Origin of the sequence: Streptomyces sp. NPDC026092 (assembly GCF_040638605.1) — a bacterium.
Lineage (GTDB): Bacteria > Actinomycetota > Actinomycetes > Streptomycetales > Streptomycetaceae > Streptomyces.
Map to the genome: position 1 here is coordinate 54066 of NZ_JBEZYN010000020.1, position 19323 is coordinate 73388.

The 19323-nt window shown below is 68.5% G+C and carries 12 protein-coding genes; 3 read left to right on the forward strand and 9 right to left on the reverse strand.

The genetic code is table 11. The features are described from left to right. Nucleotides 1–151 precede the first annotated feature (151 nt). The 7 genes from AB0F56_RS28285 to ngcE form a co-directional block, all read right to left on the reverse strand. Nucleotides 152–1423 carry a sugar ABC transporter permease gene (locus tag AB0F56_RS28285; protein ID WP_362014591.1) on the reverse strand — a complete coding sequence of 424 codons (1272 nt, stop codon included), beginning with the start codon at nucleotides 1421–1423 and terminating at the stop codon, nucleotides 152–154. Between the two features lie 44 nt (nucleotides 1424–1467). Beyond that, nucleotides 1468–2274: an ATP-binding cassette domain-containing protein gene (locus tag AB0F56_RS28290; protein ID WP_362014472.1), complete on the reverse strand. Its 807-nt coding sequence runs from the start codon at nucleotides 2272–2274 to the stop codon at nucleotides 1468–1470. 231 nt (nucleotides 2275–2505) lie between these two features. Continuing rightward, nucleotides 2506–3606, reverse strand: a complete 1101-nt coding sequence (locus tag AB0F56_RS28295; RefSeq protein WP_362014474.1) for a substrate-binding domain-containing protein — start codon at nucleotides 3604–3606, stop codon at nucleotides 2506–2508. Between the two features lie 122 nt (nucleotides 3607–3728). Then, on the reverse strand, nucleotides 3729–4940 hold the full coding sequence (locus tag AB0F56_RS28300; protein WP_362014476.1) for an ROK family transcriptional regulator: 1212 nt from the start codon (nucleotides 4938–4940) through the stop codon (nucleotides 3729–3731). A 292-nt stretch (nucleotides 4941–5232) separates the two neighbouring features. Beyond that, nucleotides 5233–6096, reverse strand: coding sequence for a carbohydrate ABC transporter permease (locus tag AB0F56_RS28305; RefSeq protein ID WP_362014593.1), 864 nt, complete (start codon nucleotides 6094–6096; stop codon nucleotides 5233–5235). Between the two features lie 178 nt (nucleotides 6097–6274). Then, nucleotides 6275–7204, reverse strand: a complete 930-nt coding sequence (locus tag AB0F56_RS28310; protein ID WP_362014477.1) for a sugar ABC transporter permease — start codon at nucleotides 7202–7204, stop codon at nucleotides 6275–6277. A 115-nt stretch (nucleotides 7205–7319) separates the two neighbouring features. Continuing rightward, a complete protein-coding gene (gene ngcE, locus AB0F56_RS28315) occupies nucleotides 7320–8783 on the reverse strand; it encodes an N-acetylglucosamine/diacetylchitobiose ABC transporter substrate-binding protein (protein ID WP_362014479.1) in 1464 nt (487 codons plus the stop codon). Between the two features lie 388 nt (nucleotides 8784–9171). Here ngcE and AB0F56_RS28320 point away from each other — a divergent pair, with 388 nt between their 5' ends. The 3 genes from AB0F56_RS28320 (at nucleotide 9172) to AB0F56_RS28330 (ending at nucleotide 15233) form a co-directional block, all read left to right on the forward strand. Further along, nucleotides 9172–13011, forward strand: coding sequence for a GH92 family glycosyl hydrolase (locus AB0F56_RS28320; protein WP_362014481.1), 3840 nt, complete (start codon nucleotides 9172–9174; stop codon nucleotides 13009–13011). A gap of 156 nt (nucleotides 13012–13167) precedes the next feature. Further along, the gene (locus AB0F56_RS28325; protein WP_362014482.1) at nucleotides 13168–14100 is read left to right on the forward strand and encodes a VCBS repeat-containing protein; all 933 of its coding nucleotides are present in this window, start codon (nucleotides 13168–13170) and stop codon (nucleotides 14098–14100) included. A gap of 224 nt (nucleotides 14101–14324) precedes the next feature. After that, nucleotides 14325–15233, forward strand: a complete 909-nt coding sequence (locus AB0F56_RS28330) for a VCBS repeat-containing protein (RefSeq protein ID WP_362014594.1) — start codon at nucleotides 14325–14327, stop codon at nucleotides 15231–15233. Nucleotides 15234–15344: 111 nt separating this feature from the next. Here AB0F56_RS28330 and acnA read toward each other — a convergent pair whose 3' ends face one another. Continuing rightward, nucleotides 15345–18062 (reverse strand): aconitate hydratase AcnA, encoded by a 2718-nt coding sequence (gene acnA, locus AB0F56_RS28335; RefSeq protein WP_362014484.1) that lies wholly within the window; start codon nucleotides 18060–18062, stop codon nucleotides 15345–15347. A 150-nt stretch (nucleotides 18063–18212) separates the two neighbouring features. Further along, nucleotides 18213–19241 (reverse strand): helix-turn-helix domain-containing protein, encoded by a 1029-nt coding sequence (locus AB0F56_RS28340; RefSeq protein WP_362014485.1) that lies wholly within the window; start codon nucleotides 19239–19241, stop codon nucleotides 18213–18215. Nucleotides 19242–19323 lie beyond the last annotated feature (82 nt).

Genomic DNA, 19323 nt, shown 5'->3' on the forward strand with positions numbered 1-19323 from the left:
GCCCCCGACCTTGGGTCGCGGGCGGCGGGGTGCGCGTCACACGTGTGGCCGACACACCGCTGAGCGTACGGGCGGTACACAGGGCCAGACGCAGCAGTGCCCGGCACCGGTTCTCCGGCGCCGGACACTGTGGGCTTGCCCACGGACGAGGCTATGCGCGGCCCGCGGTCTTCTGCGTACGGCGCGAGACCGAGTCGATCACGACGGCGGCGAGGAGCACCGCGCCGGTGATCATGTACTGGATCTCGTTGGCCATGCCGATCATGTTCAGGCCCTGCTGGATCGACTGGATCACGATCATGCCCAGGAGTGCCGACCAGACCTTGCCGCGGCCGCCGAAGAGGCTGGTGCCGCCGATGACGGCCGCCGCGATGACCAGCATCAGGGTGTTGCCGCTGCCGAGGCTCTTGGTGGCGCCGCCCGAGAGGCTGGCCACGAAGAGACCGCCGAAGGCGGCGAGCATGCCGGAGAGGCCGAAGACGATGATCCGGATCCGGTCGACGTTGATGCCGGCGCGGCGGGCGGCCTCGGCGCTGCCGCCGACCGCGAAGACCTTGCGGCCGAACAGGGTGCGGCGGGCGACGAAGTCGGCGATCACCAGGACGGCCAGGAAGAGGACCAGGGCGAGCGGCAGACCGCGGGCGCCCTCGGGCTCGTTCAGGACGTAGGCGACGACGAAGCAGAGGACCGCGACGACGGCGGTGCGCAGCACGATCTCGCTGACCGGCCGGGACGGCAGTGCGGCGGACTTGCGGCGCTTGGCGTCGAGCAGCAGCGAGCCCGCGTAGGCGAGGACCGCCACGAGGGCCAGGCCGTACGCGGCGGCCTTGTCCTCGAAGTAGTACGCCGTCAGGTTCTCCACGATCGAGCCGGAGGGCGCGTTGATCGAGCCCTCCTTGCCCATCAGCCAGATCTGCAGGCCGCTCCAGCCGAGGAAGCCGGCGAGGGTGACCACGAAGGCCGGGACGCCGATCTTGGCGAAGAAGAAGCCGTGCAGCAGGCCGATGAGGAGGCCGGAGGCGACGGCGATGACGACGGCGAGCAGGTCGTTCACGCCGTTGGTGACCTGGAGCACCGCCCAGACGGCGGCACCGACGCCCGCGACCGAGCCCATCGACAGGTCGATCTCGCCCAGGATGAGGACGAAGACGATGCCGACGGCCATGATGCCGAGGCCGGAGGAGTAGACCGCGATGTTGGCGACGGAGCTCGCGGAGAGGAAGTTGCTGTTCTGGACCTGGAAGACGATCGCGATGACGATCAGGCCGAGGACGACGGGCAGGGAGCCGAGCTCGCCGCCGCGGATCTTGCGGCTGAACTCGGTCCAGTAGCCCTTGAGGCCCTCCTCGCGGACCAGCAGACGCGGGTCGACGGCGGGGATCGGGGCGGCGGAGCCCTCGGGGGCGGTGGCCTGGGCCGGCACAGCCGCCTCGGTCTCGGGCGTCTCGGGGGTCTTGGCGAGGTCGCTCACTTCGCGTCCTCCTTCGTGGCCGTGGCCGAGGCCGTCCGGGCCTGCCGACGGGTCACGGCGTTGTCCGTGGCACCGGTGATGGCGGCGATGATCGTCTCGTGGGTGGTGTCCTGCACGTCGAAGACACCGTTGTTGCGGCCCAGGCGGAGCACCGCGACCTTGTCCGCGACGGCGCGGACGTCGGCCATGTTGTGGCTGATGAGGATGACTCCGTGGCCGCGCTCGCGCAGCCGCTCCACGAGGTCGAGCACCTGTGCGGTCTGCTCGACGCCGAGGGCGGCGGTGGGCTCGTCCAGGATGACGATCTTCGGGTCGCCGATCAGGGCGCGGGCGATGGCCACGACCTGCCGCTGACCGCCGGAGAGGGCGGCGACGGGGATGCGGACCGACGGAATCCGGATGGACAGGGTGTCCAGGAGCTCCTTGGCGCGCTTCTCCATGGCGATCTCGTCGAGGACGGAGCCGGAGCTCAGCTCGCTGCCGAGGAAGAGGTTGGCGACGACATCGAGGTTGTCGCAGAGCGCCAGGTCCTGGTAGACGGTGGCGACTCCGAGGTTCTGGGCGTCGTGGGGCTTGGTGATCTGGACGGGGCGGCCGTCCCACTCGATGACGCCCTCGTCGATCGGGTGGACACCCGAGATCGTCTTGACGAGAGTCGACTTGCCGGCGCCGTTGTCGCCGACCAGGGCGACGACCTCACCGGCGTGGATCTCCAGTTCTACGTCGGTGAGCACCTGGACGGCGCCGAACCGCTTGGAGACTCCGCGCAACGCCAGCACGGGCGTAGCGGACACGTGAATCATCTCCTTCGCCGCCTGACCGGCGGGGATGGTGGTGCGAAGAGCACTGAGGGGGCTGTGAGAGGAGTCCGGCGCCCCGCCCCCGCTTGCGGGGCGTGGAACGGGGCGGGGCGCCGGACCGGACCGGGAGGCCGTTCGGAGGAGGTCGGTGGGGGCTCCGCAGGTCCTGTGCGGATCCCTGCGGGCCCTCCACGGGTCCTCTGAGCGTTCGAACGGCCGTGCCGGCAGCGGGGGTTACTTGATGCCCGCCGCCTCGCAGGCCGCCTTGTACTCGGCGGTGCAGATGTCGGCCGCCTTGTAGACGCCGTCCTTGATGATCGTGCCGGCGATGTCGGTCTTGGTGACGACCTGGGCGTCGTACAGCTTCGCCGGGATGTCCTTGAACTCACCGGTCAGGCTGGTGACCTTGGTGGGAACGAGGTCGTCGATCTTCTCGCCCTTGAGGAGGCGGACGGCGATCTCGGCGGTGGTCTCGGCCTCCGGCTTGATCTGCTTGTAGATCGTGAAGGCCTGCTCGTCCTTCAGGATCCGCTGGAGACCGGCGAGCTCGGCGTCCTGGCCGCCGACCGGGACCTTGATGCCCTGCTTGGAGAGGGCGGTGATGATGCCGCCGGCCATGCCGTCGTTGGCCGAGTAGACGCCCTGGAAGCCGTCCTTGCCCAGCGAGTCGATGGCGGCACCCATCTTCTTGTTGGCCTCGTCCGGGGACCAGTCCGGGATGTCCTGCTCGTAGACGACCTTCTTGACGGCCGTGTCGAGGACGCTGTGCGCGCCCTTCTTGAAGAGCGGCGCGTTCGGGTCGGTCGGCGAGCCGTTGATCATGACAACGTTGGCGTCCTTGGCCTTGTCGCCGAGCGCCTTCACGAGGCCCTCGCCCTGGAGGCGGCCGATCTTCTCGTTGTCGTAGGAGACGTAGGCGGAGATCGGGCCCTCGGCCAGCCGGTCGTACGCGACGACCTTGACGCCCTTCTTCTCCGCCTGCTGGACCCAGGACTTGGTGGCCTTGTAGTCGACCGAGTCCAGGATGATGACCTTCACGCCCTGCGTGACCAGCGCGTCGAACTGCTTCTTCTGCGTCTCGGTGTCCTGCGCGGCGTTGTTGTACTTGACCTCGCAGTCCGAGCAGAGAGCCTTGATCTTCGCCTCGATGATCGGGCGGTCGAAGGTCTCGTAACGCGTGGTCTTGTTCTCCGGCAGCAGCAGACCGATGGTCTTGCTGTCGCCGCCGCTCCCGTTACCCGAGTCGCTGTCGCCCGCCTTGCCACAGGCGGCGACGGAGAGGGCCATGGAAACCGCGGCCGTGCCTATGACGACGCGACGCGTCAATGCGTTCATGTGGGGTTGCCTCCCTGACGAGGCCGCGACGTTGCGGCCGAGGTGGCTGGAAGTCAACTCGGCCGCGGGGACATCGTCAAGAAGTAAATCCTTAACGAGATGGCAACGGTGCCATTCGTTATCTAAGTGAAGGCAGGCGCGGAGGTCTGCGCGGCGCCGGGCAGGGCGCTCTCAAGCAGGGTCGAATCGCCCATTTCGCTCAGTACGAGAGCCAGCGCGCCGAGCACCTCCGCGCGGCCGCCGAGGGCCCCTGGAGCGAGCGACAACTGCCGGGCGGCGCTGGGGATCGCGTACCGCGAGACGGAGTCGCGGATGGGCGCCAGGACCAGCTCACCGGCCTCGGCCAGGTCGCCGCCGAGGACGACCCGGCTGGGGTTGAGCAGGTTGCAGAGGTTCGCGACGCCGCTGCCGATGTGGCGGCCGACGTCGGCGATGACGCGCCGGCAGCCCGGGTCGCCCTCACGGGCCAGCTGGACGACCCGTTCCATCGTCAGATCGGGGCCGTGGCCGGGCTGGAGCAGGGGCAGGACGTAGCGGGCGGCCGTGAAGGTCTCCAGGCAGCCGCGGTTGCCGCAGCGGCAGACCGGGCCCGACTCGTCGAGGGTGATGTGCCCGATCTCGCCCGCCGTGCCGCCGGGGCCCCGGTAGACCCGCCCGTCGATGACGAGACCGGCCCCCACGCCGCTGGCGACCTTGATGTAGGCCAGGTCCTTCACCCCCCGGCCGCTGCCCCACACGAGCTCTCCCAGCGCGCCGAGGTTGGCGTCGTTGTCGACGTACACGGGCACGCCGAGCCGGCCCGAGAGCTCGTCGGCGGGGTTGATGCCGGACCAGCCCGGAAGGATCGAGGTCGAGCCGAGCGTGCCGGAGGAGACGTCGATCGGGCCCGGTACGCCGAGGCCGACGCCGACGACCTTGTCGCGGCCGATGCCGGTGGCCCCGATGAGCCGCATGACCAGCTGTTCCGCCCGGTCGAACCCCTCAGCGGAGGAGGCGTCCACGTCCAGCGGCTCGGACTCCTCGGCGAGCACCTGGTGGGCGAGGTTGCCCACGGCGACCCGCAGATGGGTGTGGCCGAAGTCGACGCCGATGACGATGCCGGCGTCCCCCGAGAGCGAGACGCTGCGCGCCCGACGGCCGCCCGCGGAGGTGGGGGTGACGTCGACGGTGCCGCCGTCCTTCAGCTCTCGCACGATGTTGGAGACCGTGGCGGCGGACAGGCCGGTCGCCCGGGCGATCTCCGCCTGGGTGAGCGAGCCCGCCATGCGGACCGCACGGACCACCCGCTCGAGGTTGGCCCTGTGCAGAGATGTCTGCGACCCCGGAGTCTCCATCGACTCATCCACTCCCGCCTGCGACGGACGGTGTGATCACCGCCCCGGCCGGGGACGCGCCTGTGAGACCCCAGCTTGTTCTCCAACTTGTGAACTCTAAGCTGAGCCTTTGGGCTTGTCTCCCGTCAAGACCTTGAGCAAGACCTTGAGCAAGGTGAGGCTCGAATGAGCCCGAATTCGCTCACTCCCCGTGACGAAATCGTGACTCGTGACAGCCCCGACGGCTGCTGTACGTGGCGAAGGGCGGCCCCCTTGTACGGGGGCCGCCCTTCGCCGCGGATGTCTGTGACGGTTACTTCACCGCGCCCGCCGTCAGTCCGGCGACCACCTGGCGCTGGAAGATGATGTACGCGGCGAGCACCGGCAGCATCGCCATCACCAGGCCGGCGAAGAGGCCGGACCAGTCGCCCTTGTAGCCCTGGCTGACGGCGAGCTGGACCAGGCCCTGGGAGAGCACCTTCTTGTCCTGCTCCGTGTTGAGCACGGTGGGCAGCAGGTACTGGTTCCACTGGCCCAGGAAGTTGAAGATGCCCACGCTGATCAGGCCGGGCTTGGCCATCGGCAGCATCACCTGGAAGAAGGTCCGGGTGTGCGAGGCGCCGTCCATGAAGGCCGCTTCCGCCACCGAGGTCGGCAGGGTGCGGAAGAAGGCCGTGAGGAAGAAGACCGTGAACGGCAGCGAGTACGCGATGTAGACCAGGATCAGGCCGTGCAGCGTGTTGAGCAGGGCCATGTTCTGGAGCACGTAGAACAGCGGTACGAGCGCCAGGATGATCGGGAAGCTCATCCCGCCGATGAAGAGGAAGTAGATGAAGCGGTTGCCCGGGAAGTCGAAGCGGGCCAGCACATAGGCCGCCATCGAGCCGAAGAGCAGCGTGCCGATCAGCGAGCCGCCGACCACCAGGATGGTGTTCAGGAAGTAGTCGCTCATGTGCGCCTCGGTCCAGGCGCGCGACCAGTTCTCGAAGTGCAGCTTGTCCGGCAGCGCCCAGGGCGAGGTGAAGATCGCCCGGTCGGTCTTGAACGAGGTCATGACCGCCCACAGCAGCGGCATGACCACCATGATCGCCCAGATGATCAGGATGCCGTGCGAGAAGACGTTGAGGGTGGCGCCCTCGCTCTTGCTCTCCTTGCGGGGAACGGAGGGCGCGCTCACCTTCGTGACGTCGGGCTCGGGCGGCTCGGGCAGCGCCGCGCCGGCGGGAGGGGTGTCGATGGCTTTCACCGGAGGTCACCTCGTGCTGTCGTGCCGGCCACCGCGACCGAGCTGCTTGCCTGCTGGGGATCCGGGGCCTGTCCACCGGGAAGACACAGCATGAGTTGCGTACGCGGCATCAGTACTCCAGCCGCTCGCGCCGGCCGAGCCGCATGACGACCGCCGCGAAGAGCAGCGTGACGACGAGCAGCGCGACGCCGATGGTGGTCGCGTAGGCGGCCTGACCGTCGCGGAAGGCCTTCTGGTACACGTACAGCGGCATCACGATGGTGGAGTAGTCCGGACCGCCGCCGTTGGGGCCGACCGTCATGATCTGGACGACGGCGAAGGACTCGGCGCCGAGCGCCAGGATGCCCATGTAGATCCAGCCGGACTGCACGGTGTCCCAGAGCAGCGGCAGAGTGATCTTGAAGAACGTGGTGAACCGGTTGGCGCCGTCGAGCAGCGCCGCCTCGTAGAAGTCCTTGGGGATGGAGGCCATGCCCGCCGAGAAGAGGACGACGAAGAAGCCGACCGTGGACCAGACGAGGACGACCATCACACAGATGAGGGCCAGGTTCGGGTCGCCGAGCCAGTCGGGCTGAATGCTGCCGAGGCCGACTCCCTTGAGAACGGAGTTGATGGCTCCGCTGTTCGGGTTGTACGCGAACTGGAAGAGCAGCGCGACGATCGCGATCGACAGCACCTGCGGGAAGAAGTACACGATCTTGTAGAAGGAGGAGCCGCGCACACCGGCGACGGCCGCTCCCTTACGGCGCCGACCACCGACATTGAGCATGAACGCGAAGAACAGCGCCAGGCCGACGGTGACCAGCGGCAGGACGACGGCGAAGGTCAGGCTGTGCTGGAGCGATTTCCAGAACACCTCGTCGTCGAGCATGCGGCTGTAGTTGTCGAACCCGACCATCCGGAATTCGGGGCTGAGACCGCTCCAGTCCGTGAACGAGTAGTAGATGGACTGGATGAAGGGCCAGATGACGAACAACGCGTACATGGCCAGGGGGATCGCCAGGAATCCCACGATGAAACGGTACTTGCCGTGTTGCATTCCTACCGACCCCGATCTTCCCGCGGAATAGCCGCTGGTGCCGTGCGTGGCGTGCGTGCCGTACGCAAGGAGCCGGGGCCCGCTCCCGGTCGGCGGGAAGGGGCCCCGGCACAGCTCACTGGTGCTTGTAGTGCTTGATGGAGGTGTCCTTGGCCGCCTCGTCGGCGAACTTCTGGATCTTCTTGATCGTCTCGGCCGGGGTCGCCCGGCCGGCCATCATCTCGCCGAGTCCGGCGACACCGATCTTCTCCTTCTGCAGCGCCACGTACCAGTCCTGCAGACGCGGGTTGACGACGTTCTGGCCGGCCTTGTCGAGGGCCGCGACACCGGACTTCAGACCCGGGGTCAGCTCGATGCCGTCGGTGCCGCCGTTGAAGGCGGTCAGCGACTTCACGGACTTGGTGAAGTTCTTCGAGGAGGCCTCGCTGAGCATGATGCGCAGCTGCTCCATGCCGCCCTCGGCGTTCTTCGCCTTGGCCGGGACGATGAAGGGCTCACCGCCGGAGGCCCAGATGGTGCCGAAGGGCATCTTGTCGGAGGAGTCGATGCCGGTCGGGGCGGAGACGGCCAGGTTGAAGTCGGCCGGCATGGTCTTCGCCGCCTCGTTCTCCACCCAGGAGCCGTTCGGGATGAAGAGCGCCTTGCCCTCGGTCCAGGCGGTCTGCGACTGGATGTGGTCGAGGCCCGGGGTGCCCTGGAGGATGTAGCCCTTGCGCTGGAGCTCGTAGTACGCCTCGAAACAGGCCTTGACGGCGGGGTGCTCCCAGGCCTTCGGCTCCAGGTTGTCGATCGCGTCGAGGACCTCGCGGCCGCCGACCTTGCCGATCATCGGGTAGAGCGAGAAGGGGACGTAGTACGGGTGCTTGCCGGCGTACGTCCAGCCGGCGATGCCCTTCTTCTTGGCCTTCTCGCAGACGGCCAGCATCTCGTCCCAGGTCTCGGGGTACGTCGCGTCGAGGGACTCGAGCAGCTTCTGGGAGTACCAGACGCCGTAGACCGTGTACGCGTAGTAGAGAATCCAGACCGGGGCCCCGTCGAACTGGCCCATCTCCACGATGCCCGGACGCAGGGTGTCGCGGACCTTCTTGTTCGGGTCGTCGATCGAGGCGGCGTCGAGCAGCGCGGTGAGGTCGGTGAGCTGCTTCTGGCCGACCAGGACGCCCATGTCCATCTGCTCGGCGCCGGAGTTGTCGATGAGGTCCGGCGGGTTGCCGCCGTTGAACCGCGGCTGCAGCTCGGTGGTGATCTTCTGGGTGGCGGTGAACTTGACCTTGGCCTGCGGGTAGGTGCCCTCGTAGACCTTGACCGCGTCCTTGGCGTACTGCTGGCCGAAGCCGCCGTCGAAGAGGACGAAGTCGAGCGGGGCGGACCCGTTGACGCCGAGGGGGTTCTTCTCGGACTTGGTGCCCTTCTCGACCTTGTCGCCGCCGCCACCGTCACCGCCACTGGCACAGGCGGAGAGGAAGCTCATCGTCGGCACCGAGATCAGACCGAGGGCGGCGGAGCGCTTGATCAGATCACGGCGGCCGAGGCCCTCGTTGTGGTGCGCGGAGGTGTCGTGCGCGGAGGTGGATCCCATGCTCAAGTCCTCGCCTTCATTCAGGACTCAGGCGGTGTACCGGTCGCCCGTTATCTGCTCGCCACAGGCGAAGGGCCCCGCCACCGCATTCGTATGCAGCTTGGGTCGTACACGTACAGGCGTCGTGCCGTCGGGTGAGTGGTACGACGGTCCGGACGCCGACAGGTATAGTCCACTTCCCTTCTTCTGAGCAAGATCGAAAGCCGGTTTGCGCGGCAGTCTTTCCCGAAGTGAGACCTCCCGGATTATGACGGCGTATAAGTGCCGTTTCATCCCTCGACTTGCTATCAACACCCTTGACACCACCTGCCACTTGCCCCACTACTGGAGCCTGCGCCATTCAGATGACAACGTTGTCCAAATCCAGTGGCAGGAGCGGCGACACTCCATGGATCCCAGAATTCGCACCCGTTCACGGTCCGGGAACCGGCCCCGGAACCCCCGTCTCAGAGCCGCCGCGCTGCTGGCGTCGACGGCCTTGGTACTGAGTTCGGCGCCCTCCGTGGCACAGGCACTTCCCGGCCAACCGGACACATCTTCCCGGGAGTTCACGACCTCCTTCGAATCGGACGAAACACAGCCCACCTGGCGCAACTCGGTCGACATCGGCTCGGACGGTGCCCCGCGGGCGTCGGGGGTCGACGGCGGATTCGCCAGTGGAATACCCGGCAACGTCACCGACAAGGTGACGACACTGCGGGCCAGCGGCGAGAACGCGGGCTCGGGCGAGACCAAGGAGAATCTGGTCGATCTCCAGCCCAGCACGAAGTGGCTGGTGTTCGAGCCCACCGCCTGGCTGGAGTTCGACCTCGACGAGCCGGTCAAGGTGGTCACGTACGCGCTGACCTCGGCGAACGACGCGGCCGAGCGCGACCCCAAGGACTGGACGCTCAAGGGCTCGGCGGACGGCAAGGAGTGGAAAGTCCTCGACAGCCGGTCGGGCCAGAGCTTCGCCAAGCGCTTCGAGACCCGGACGTTCGATTTCGCGGGCGACACGGCGTACGCCCACTACCGGCTGGAGATCACGAAGAACTCCGGCGCGAATCTCACCCAACTGGCCGACGTTCAGTTCTCGAACGGGGACACCTCGGCCCCCGTGCCCCCGGAGATGCGCAGCCATGTCGACCGCGGCCCCGGCGGTTCGCCGACCGCGAAGGCGAACGCGGGGTTCACCGGTACGCGGGCGCTGCGCTACGCCGGTACGCACAAGCCGGCCGGCCGGGCGTACTCGTACAACCGGATCTTCGACGTGGACACCCGGATCGAGCGGGACACCGAGCTGTCGTACCGGATCTTCCCGTCCATGCCGGAGACGGACCTCAACTACCCGGCCACGAACGTGTCGGTGGACCTGGCGTTCACCGACGGCACCCACCTGAGCGGGCTGCGGGCCACCGACTCCCACGGCGGCGCGCTCTCCCCACAGGGCCAGGGCGCGGCGAAGCGGCTCTACGTCAACCAGTGGAACCAGGTGTCCGCGCGGATCGGCTCGGTCGCGGCCGGGAAGACCGTGGACCGGATCCTGGTGGCGTACGACTCCCCCAAGGGCCCGGCGAAGTTCCAGGGCTGGATCGACGACATCGCGCTGAAGCCGAAGGCGCCCGAGAAGCGGCTCGCCCGGCTCTCCGACTACGCGTCGACCACCCGGGGCACGAACTCCAGCGGCGCCTTCTCGCGCGGCAACACGTTCCCGGCGACCGCGGTCCCGCATGGCTTCAACTTCTGGACGCCGGTGACGAACGCGGCCTCGCAGAGCTGGCTGTACGAGTACGCGCGCGGCAACAACGCGGACAACCTGCCGACGGTGCAGGCCTTCGCGGCGAGCCACGAGCCGAGCCCCTGGATGGGTGACCGGCAGACCTTCCAGCTGATGCCCTCGGCGGCGGCCGGCGCTCCGCCCACGGACCGGACGGCGCGGGCGCTCGCCTTCCGCCACGAGAAGGAGACGGCCCGCCCGCACCACTACGGCGTCACCTTCGAGAACGGCCTGAAGGCAGAGATGACCCCGACGGACCACGCGGCGATGATGCGCTTCACCTATCCGGGTGAGGACGCGAGCGTCGTCTTCGACAACGTCACCGACCAGGGCGGGCTGACCCTCGACCCGGCGACGAGCTCCTTCTCCGGCTTCTCCGACGTCAAGAGCGGTCTGTCGACGGGCGCGACGCGGATGTTCGTGTACGGCGTCTTCGACGCGCCGGTCACCGGCTCCGCCGCGCAGGGTGTGAAGGGCCACTTCCGCTTCGACGCGGGCGCGGACCGCACGGTCACGCTCCGCCTGGCGACCTCGCTGCTCTCGGTGGACCAGGCGAAGGCGAACCTGGCGGACGAGCTCCCTGCGGGCAGCCGCTTCGAGAAGGTGAAGGACCGGGCGCAGACCGCGTGGGACAGGATCCTGGGCCGGGTGGAGGTGGAGGGGGCGAACCACGATCAGCTGACGACGCTCTACTCCAGCCTGTACCGCCTGTACCTGTACCCGAACTCGGGCTTCGAGAAGGTGGGGTCGACGTACAAGTACGCGAGCCCGTTCTCCCCGATGACGGGCGAGGACACACCGACGCACACCGGGGCGAAGGTGGTGGACGGGAAGGTCTACGTCAACAACGGCTTCTGGGACACGTATCGCACGACGTGGCCGGCCTACTCCTTCCTCACTCCGAAGAAGGCGGGCGAGCTGGTCGACGGCTTCGTGCAGCAGTACAAGGACGGCGGCTGGATATCCCGCTGGTCCTCCCCCGGCTACGCGGACCTGATGACCGGCACGTCCTCGGACGTGGCGTTCGCCGACGCGTTCGTGAAGGGCGTGGACTTCGACGCGAAGGCGGCGTACGAGGCGGCGCTGAAGAACGCCACGGTCGTGCCGCCGAGCCGGGGCGTGGGCCGGAAGGGCATGGAGACCTCGCCCTTCCTCGGCTACGCGTCGACGGAGACCCACGAGGGCCTGTCCTGGTCCCTGGAGGGGTACCTCAACGACTACGGCATCGCGAAGATGGCGCAGGCGCTGCACAAGAAGACGGGCGAGAAGCGGTACCAGGAGGAGGCGGCGTACTTCCTCTCCCGGGCGCAGAGCTATGTCTCGCTCTTCGACGGCAAGGCCGGCTTCTTCCAGGGCCGTGACCTCAAGGGCGCGTGGCGGGTGCCGTCGGACCAGTACGACCCGCGGATCTGGGGCCACGACTACACGGAGACGAACGGCTGGGGCTACGCGTTCACGGCTCCGCAGGACTCGCGGGGCCTGGCGCACCTGTACGGCGGCCGAGCGGGCCTGGGCGAGAAGCTGGACACGTACTTCTCGACGCCGGAGACGGCGAGCCCGGAGTTCGTCGGCTCGTACGGCAGCGTCATCCACGAGATGACGGAGGCCCGGGACGTACGGATGGGCATGTACGGCCACTCCAACCAGGTCGCGCACCACGTGCCGTACATGTACAACGCGGCGGGTCAGCCGTGGAAGACGCAGGAGAAGGTCCGCGAGGTCCTCTCCCGCCTGTACACCGGCAGCGAGATCGGGCAGGGCTACCACGGCGACGAGGACAACGGCGAGCAGTCGGCCTGGTACCTCTTCTCCGCGCTGGGCTTCTACCCGCTGGTGATGGGCAGCGGGGAGTACGCGATCGGCTCGCCGCTCTTCACGAAGGTGACCCTGCGGATGGACAACGGCCGCACGCTCGTGGTCGAGGCCCCGCGCAACAGCGCGAAGAACGTGTACGTGCAGGGCGTGAAGCTCAACGGCGAGCGCTGGAACTCCACGGCACTCCCCCACGACGTCCTGGCCCGCGGCGGGAAGCTGACGTTCGACATGGGCCCGAGGCCGTCGGCCTGGGGCACGGGCAAGGAGGCGGGTCCGGTCTCGATCACCCCGGTCGGCTCGGCCCCCGCGCCGCGCACGGACGCGACGACGGGCACGGGCCCGCTGGTCGACAACACCTCGGCGACGTCGGCGACGGTGAATGCGGCCTCGCCGGTCGTCCTGCCGGTGGCGGAGCGGACGCGCGCAGTCCAGTACACGCTGACGTCGGATGCGGCGGGTTCGGCGCCGACGGGGTGGGTGCTGCAGGGCTCGACGGACGGACAGAGGTGGACGGACCTGGACAAGCGGTCGGGTGAGTCGTTCACGTGGGACCGCCAGACGAGGGCGTTCACGATCCGGGCACCGGGTGCGTACACGACCTACCGTCTGGTCACGGAAGGGGAAGCGAAGTTGTCGGAAGTGGAGCTTCTCCGCTAACTCCCGGCAAACATGATCATCCGACCGAAACAGTTCTGTCACAAGCCAATTGACCTGTGAAGATCCCGTGCCAGGATCCATGGGCATGAGTGGTCCGCCGCGCCCTCGAGAGGGCGCGGCGGACCCGTTTCTTCCCCCAGAGATCTGGAGTCTTTCGTGGCCAATCCTTCTGGCCTGAACACCACGGGCGTCCTGTCCCGTGTCACGGTCGCGGCGATAACGGCGGCCCTGGTCGCCACGACCACGAGCGCGGTCGCGGCCGAGGCGCCGAAGCCGGCGGAGAAGGCCGTCTCGGCGGCTGCCCGCGCCCTCGCGCCGCAGAAGGCGGGCATCGCGGCCACGTCGGCCGCCGAGGCGGACTTCCGCTACCTGGGCGCCGTCTCCGGCCCGAACATGTACTGGTACGCGCCGGACTCCGCGGGCGGCTACGAGGCTCGCGAGCTCCAGACGTCCGACTGGAACGTCTTCAAGAACGCCCAGCAGGCCGACAACGACGGTGACGGTGTCGCCGAGGACCTGTGGGCGTGGACCAACGACGGCACCCTCGTCTACGCCGACGGCGACGTCGAGGACAGCGGCATCACCGTCGGCAAGGGCTGGAACATCTACAACAAGGTCCTGGTCCCGGGCAACCTCGGTGGCGCCGACGCCCCGGACATGCTCGGCCGCGACGCGTCCGGCAAGCTCTACCTCTACCTCGGTTACGGCGACGGCAAGCTGACCAACCGCATCCTGGTCGGCGGCGGCTGGGGCCAGTACTCCCAGATCGCCGGGGTCGGCGACCTGAGCGGTGACGGCAAGGCCGACATCGTCGCCCGCGACGGCTCCGGTGTGCTGTACCTGTACAAGGGCACGGGCGACTACAAGGCCCCGTTCGCGGGCCGCGCCAAGATCGGTGGCGGCTGGAACCTGTTCAACAGCCTCGTCGGCGTCAGCGACCTGGACTTCGACGGCCTCGCCGACCTGGTCGCGCGGGACACGGCGGGCAAGCTCTACCGCTACTCCGGCACCGGCAACGCCGCCGCCCCGTTCAAGCCCAGGGCGCTGATCGGCACCGGCGGCTGGAACACGTACCGCTTCATGTTCTGATCCCGGCCGGCGCGCGCGACGATCGGACGAACGGCCCCGCTCCTCCTCGGAGGAGCGGGGCCTTTTGCATGAAGAGCCGGAAAAGCTTTCCGAAACAGCTCTGTCACAAACCAGTTGGCAGGTGAATTTTCTGTGCAAAGATCAAGGAACATGAGTGGTCCGCCGCCCCGCCGGGCGCGGCGGACCATTTCTTGCGACTACAGAGGGAGAACTACGTGGCCAAGATGTCTGGCCTGAACACCACGGGGATGCTGTCCCGTGTCACCGTCGCGGCGATAACCGCCGCGCTGGTGTCCACCACCACGGCCGCGGTCGCGGCCGACCAGCCGCAGCCGCGCACCGCGGTCGCGGCGACCGACGCCAAGGCCCCGGCGGCGGGCACCTTCGCCACCCAGGGCGCGTCCGCCGTCGCCGACGGCGAGCTGCGCGGCGTGGACCGCGACGGCTTCATGTACGCCTACATGCCCAACGGCGAGGGTGGCTTCGGCGACCGCCAGTACGTGGGCAGCGGCTGGAAGTACACGAACCACTTCACCATGGCCGACCAGAACGGCGACGGCGAGACCGACGGCGCCTGGGGCGTCACGGGCGGCCGGCTGCACTACACCCCCTGGGGTGGGACCACCATCGACCTCGGCGCGGGCTGGGGTGTCTTCGACAAGGTCGTCTCCGTGGGCGACCTCGGTGGCGCGGTCGCCGCGGACGTGCTCGCCCGGGACGGCGCCGGCAACCTGTACCTGTACCTCGGGTACGGCAACGGCAGGTTCGCCCCGCGCGTCAAGGTCGGCACCGGCTGGGGCGCGATGAACCAGATCACCGGCAAGGGCGATCTGAACAACGACGGCAAGAACGACGTGGTCGCCCGCGACAAGTCGGGCAACCTGTGGGTGTACCCGGGCACGGGCAACTACAGCAAGCCGTTCGGCAACCGCTACAAGGCGGGCTCCGGCTGGAACAGCCTGCCCACCTTCGTCTCCAGCGGCGACGTCGACTACGACGGTGTGACCGACCTGATCGCCCGCGACTCCGCGGGCAACCTGTACCTGTACCCGGGCACGGGCGTCACGTCCCCGGCGTTCAAGCCGCGTACGAAGATCGGCACCGGCTGGAACACCTACCGCCTGATCTTCTGACGGCCCCGGCGTCCCCGACGCCTCGCGCCCTCGCGGCGCGGTCGTGAGAGAACGAACGGGCCCCGCTCCTCCTTCGAGGAGCGGGGCCCGCTTCGTGTGTCAGCCGGTGCGTCAGCCGCGGATCAGGTTGCGGAGGACGTACTGCATGATGCCGCCGTTGCGGTAGTAGTCCGCCTCGCCGGGGGTGTCGATGCGGACGACCGCGTCGAACTCGACGCCCGTGTCCGTCGTGACCTTGACCGTGCGCGGGGTCGTGCCGTTGTTCAGCTCCTCGACACCGGTGAAGGAGAAGGTCTCCTCGCCGGTCAGGCCGAGGGAGGCCGCCGAGGCGCCCTCCGGGAACTGGAGCGGGAGGACGCCCATGCCGATGAGGTTCGAGCGGTGGATGCGCTCGTACGACTCGGCGATGACGGCCTTGACGCCGAGCAGCGCGGTGCCCTTGGCGGCCCAGTCGCGGGACGAGCCGGAGCCGTACTCCTTGCCCGCCAGGATCGCGAGCGGGGTGCCCTGCTCGATGTAGTTGCGCGAGGCGTCGTAGATGAAGGAGACGGGGGCGCCGTCCTTCGTGAAGTCGCGGGTGAAGCCGCCCTCCGTGCCCGGCGCGATCTGGTTGCGCAGGCGGATGTTGGCGAACGTGCCGCGGATCATGACCTCGTGGTTGCCTCGGCGGGAGCCGTACGAGTTGAAGTCGCGGCGCTCGACGCCGTGCTCCGTCAGGTACTGGCCCGCCGGGGTGTCGGCCTTGATGGCGCCGGCCGGGGAGATGTGGTCGGTGGTGACCGAGTCGCCCAGCTTGGCGAGGACGCGCGCGCCGACGATGTCGGTGACCGGGGTGGTCTCCATCGTCATGCCCTCGAAGTACGGGGGCTTGCGGACGTAGGTGGACTCGGTGTCCCACTCGAAGGTGTTGCCGGTCGGGATCGGCAGCGCCTGCCACTGGGCGTCGCCCGCGAAGACGTCCTGGTAGGACTTGTTGAACATGTCCTCGCCGATGGCGTTGGCGACGACGTCGTTCACCTCGGCCTCGGAGGGCCAGATGTCCTTCAGGAAGACCGGGTTGCCCTCGGTGTCGATGCCGAGCGCGTCCTTCGTGATGTCGACCTTCATCGAACCCGCGAGGGCGTACGCGACGACCAGCGGCGGGGACGCCAGGTAGTTCATCTTGACGTCGGGGTTGATACGGCCCTCGAAGTTCCGGTTGCCGGAGAGGACCGAGGTGACCGCGAGGTCGTGCTCGTTGACGGCCTTGGAGACCTCCTCCGGCAGCGGGCCGGAGTTGCCGATGCAGGTGGTGCAGCCGTAGCCGACGAGGTTGAAGCCGACCTTGTCGAGGTACGGGGTCAGGCCCGCCTTGTCGAAGTAGTCGGTGACGACCTTCGAGCCCGGGGCGAGGGTGGTCTTGACCCACGGCTTGCGGGTCAGGCCCTTCTCGACGGCCTTCTTCGCGACGAGCGCGGCGGCGACCATCACGTACGGGTTCGAGGTGTTGGTGCAGGAGGTGATCGCGGCGACGGTGACCGCGCCGTGGTCGATCTCGTACGTCGTGCCGTCGGGGGCGGTCACGGTGACCGGCTTCGACGGGGCGCCGTCGGGGTGGTTCGCCGGGGCGTCGGAGGCCGGGAAGGACTCCTTGCCCGCCTCGTCCACCTCGTCGACGTAGTTGCGGACGTCCTGGGCGAACTGCGTGGCGGCGTTCGCGAGGACGATGCGGTCCTGCGGGCGCTTCGGGCCGGCGATGGAGGGGACGACCGTGGAGAGGTCGAGCTCCAGCTTCTCCGAGAAGTCGGGCTCGGCGGACGGGTCCAGCCAGAGGCCCTGCTCCTTGGCGTACGCCTCGACCAGCGCGACCTGCTGCTCGGAACGGCCGGTGAGCTTCAGGTAGTTCAGGGTCTCGCCGTCGATCGGGAAGATCGCGGCGGTGGAGCCGAACTCCGGCGACATGTTGCCGATGGTGGCGCGGTTGGCGAGGGAGGTGGCGGCGACACCCTCACCGTAGAACTCGACGAACTTGCCGACGACGCCGTGCTTGCGCAGCATCTCGGTGATCGTGAGGACGAGGTCCGTGGCGGTGGTGCCGGCCGGCAGCTCGCCGGTCAGCTTGAAGCCGACGACGCGCGGGATCAGCATGGAGACCGGCTGGCCGAGCATGGCGGCCTCGGCCTCGATGCCGCCGACGCCCCAGCCGAGCACGCCGAGGCCGTTGACCATGGTGGTGTGCGAGTCGGTGCCGACGAGGGTGTCGGGGTACGCCTGGCCGTTACGGACCATGACCGTACGGGCCAGGTGCTCGATGTTCACCTGGTGGACGATGCCGGTGCCGGGCGGGACGACCTTGAAGTCGTCGAAGGCGGTCTGGCCCCAGCGCAGGAACTGGTAGCGCTCCTTGTTGCGGCCGTACTCCAGCTCGACGTTCTGGCCGAAGGCGTCCTTCGTGCCGAACTTGTCGGCGATGACCGAGTGGTCGATGACCAGCTCGGCCGGGGAGAGCGGGTTGACCTTCGCCGGGTCGCCGCCGAGCTCCTTGACGGCCTCACGCATGGTGGCGAGGTCGACGACACAGGGAACGCCGGTGAAGTCCTGCATGATCACGCGGGCGGGCGTGAACTGGATCTCCTGGCTCGGCTGGGCCTGCGAGTCCCAGCCGCCGAGGGCTCGGATGTGGTCGGCGGTGATGTTCGCGCCGTCCTCGGTGCGGAGGAGGTTCTCCAGGAGGACCTTCAGGCTGTAAGGGAGGCGCGCGGAGCCCTCGACCTTGTCCAGCTTGAAGATCTCGTACGACTCGTCGCCCACGCGCAGCGTGCTGCGGGCGTCGAAGCTGTTCGCCGACACGACAGTCTCCTTCATCAATGTGCGCGTATTACCGCCATGCTGCCGCCACGACTCCTCGCCGATCCGCTAAGGTAAGGCTTAGTTAGGTAACCCTTACCGGGTGGGCGGCTGCGGTGCGCCGTAAGCAGTTATCTCGATGTCGAGATAACTCTAGTGCATCCCCGCCGCTCGGTCATGCCCGGCATGCCTGTGAGAGTCCGCGCGCGTGGAGCGCGCGCTGCGGAAGGTCCGGCGGTACGTGTCCGGGGGCACGCCGATCGTGCGGTTGAAGTGGCGGCGCAGGGTCGTGGCCGTGCCCATGCCCGTGGCGGTCGCGATGGCGTCGACGCTGTCGTCGGTCACCTCCAGGAGCTCCTGGGCGTGGCGGATCCGCTGGGTCAGCAGCCACTGGAGCGGGGTGGTGCCGGTGACCGTACGGAAGTGGCGGGTCAGGTTCCGCGAGCTCATGTGGGCCCGGCGGGCCAGGTCCTCCACGGTCAGCGGCTCGCCGAGCCGTTCCAGGACCCACGGGAACAGGGCGGCGAGGGGGTGGTCGTCCTGGGCCGGCACCGGGGCGGTGACGAACTGGGCCTGACCGCCGGCCCGGTGCGGGGGGACGACAAGACGGCGGGCGACCGTGTTGGCGAGCGCCGAGCCGTGGTCGAGGCGGACCAGGTGCAGGCACAGGTCCATCGCGGCGGCCTTGCCCGCCGAGGTGAGCACGCTCCCGTTGTCCACGTAGAGGACGTCCGGGTCGACCTCCACCCGGGGGTACCGCGCAGCCAGGACCTCGGTGTGCGCCCAGTGCGTGGTGGCGCGGCGCCCGTCGAGGAGCCCGGCGGCGGCGAACACGAACGCGCCCGTGCACAGCGAGGCCACCCGGGCCCCCGCCTCATGGGCCGCGCGCACCGCGTCGACCAGGGCGGCGGGCGGGTCCACGTCGACGTCGGCCCACCCGGGGACGATCACCGTGGCGGCGCGCGCGAGCCTCTCGAACCCGCCGTCCGGCTCCAGCAGGAACCTGCCGAAGCGGACGGGGGCGGGGCCGTGGACGGTCAGGTCGTACAGCGGGTCGCTGAACACCTCGTACGCCACGGAGAGTTCGAAGTGCAGCATGCCGTCGGTGACGGCCAGGGCGACGGTGCCCGTGCCTGTGTCCGTGTCCGCGGCCGTCGTCTGCGTACCCCTGTCCGATTCCATGTCCGGAAGTGTATGGGGCATGTCGTTCCGGACACTCGTGCCGGGCGATCGCCGTTGCCAGACTCTCCGTATCCGAATGAAG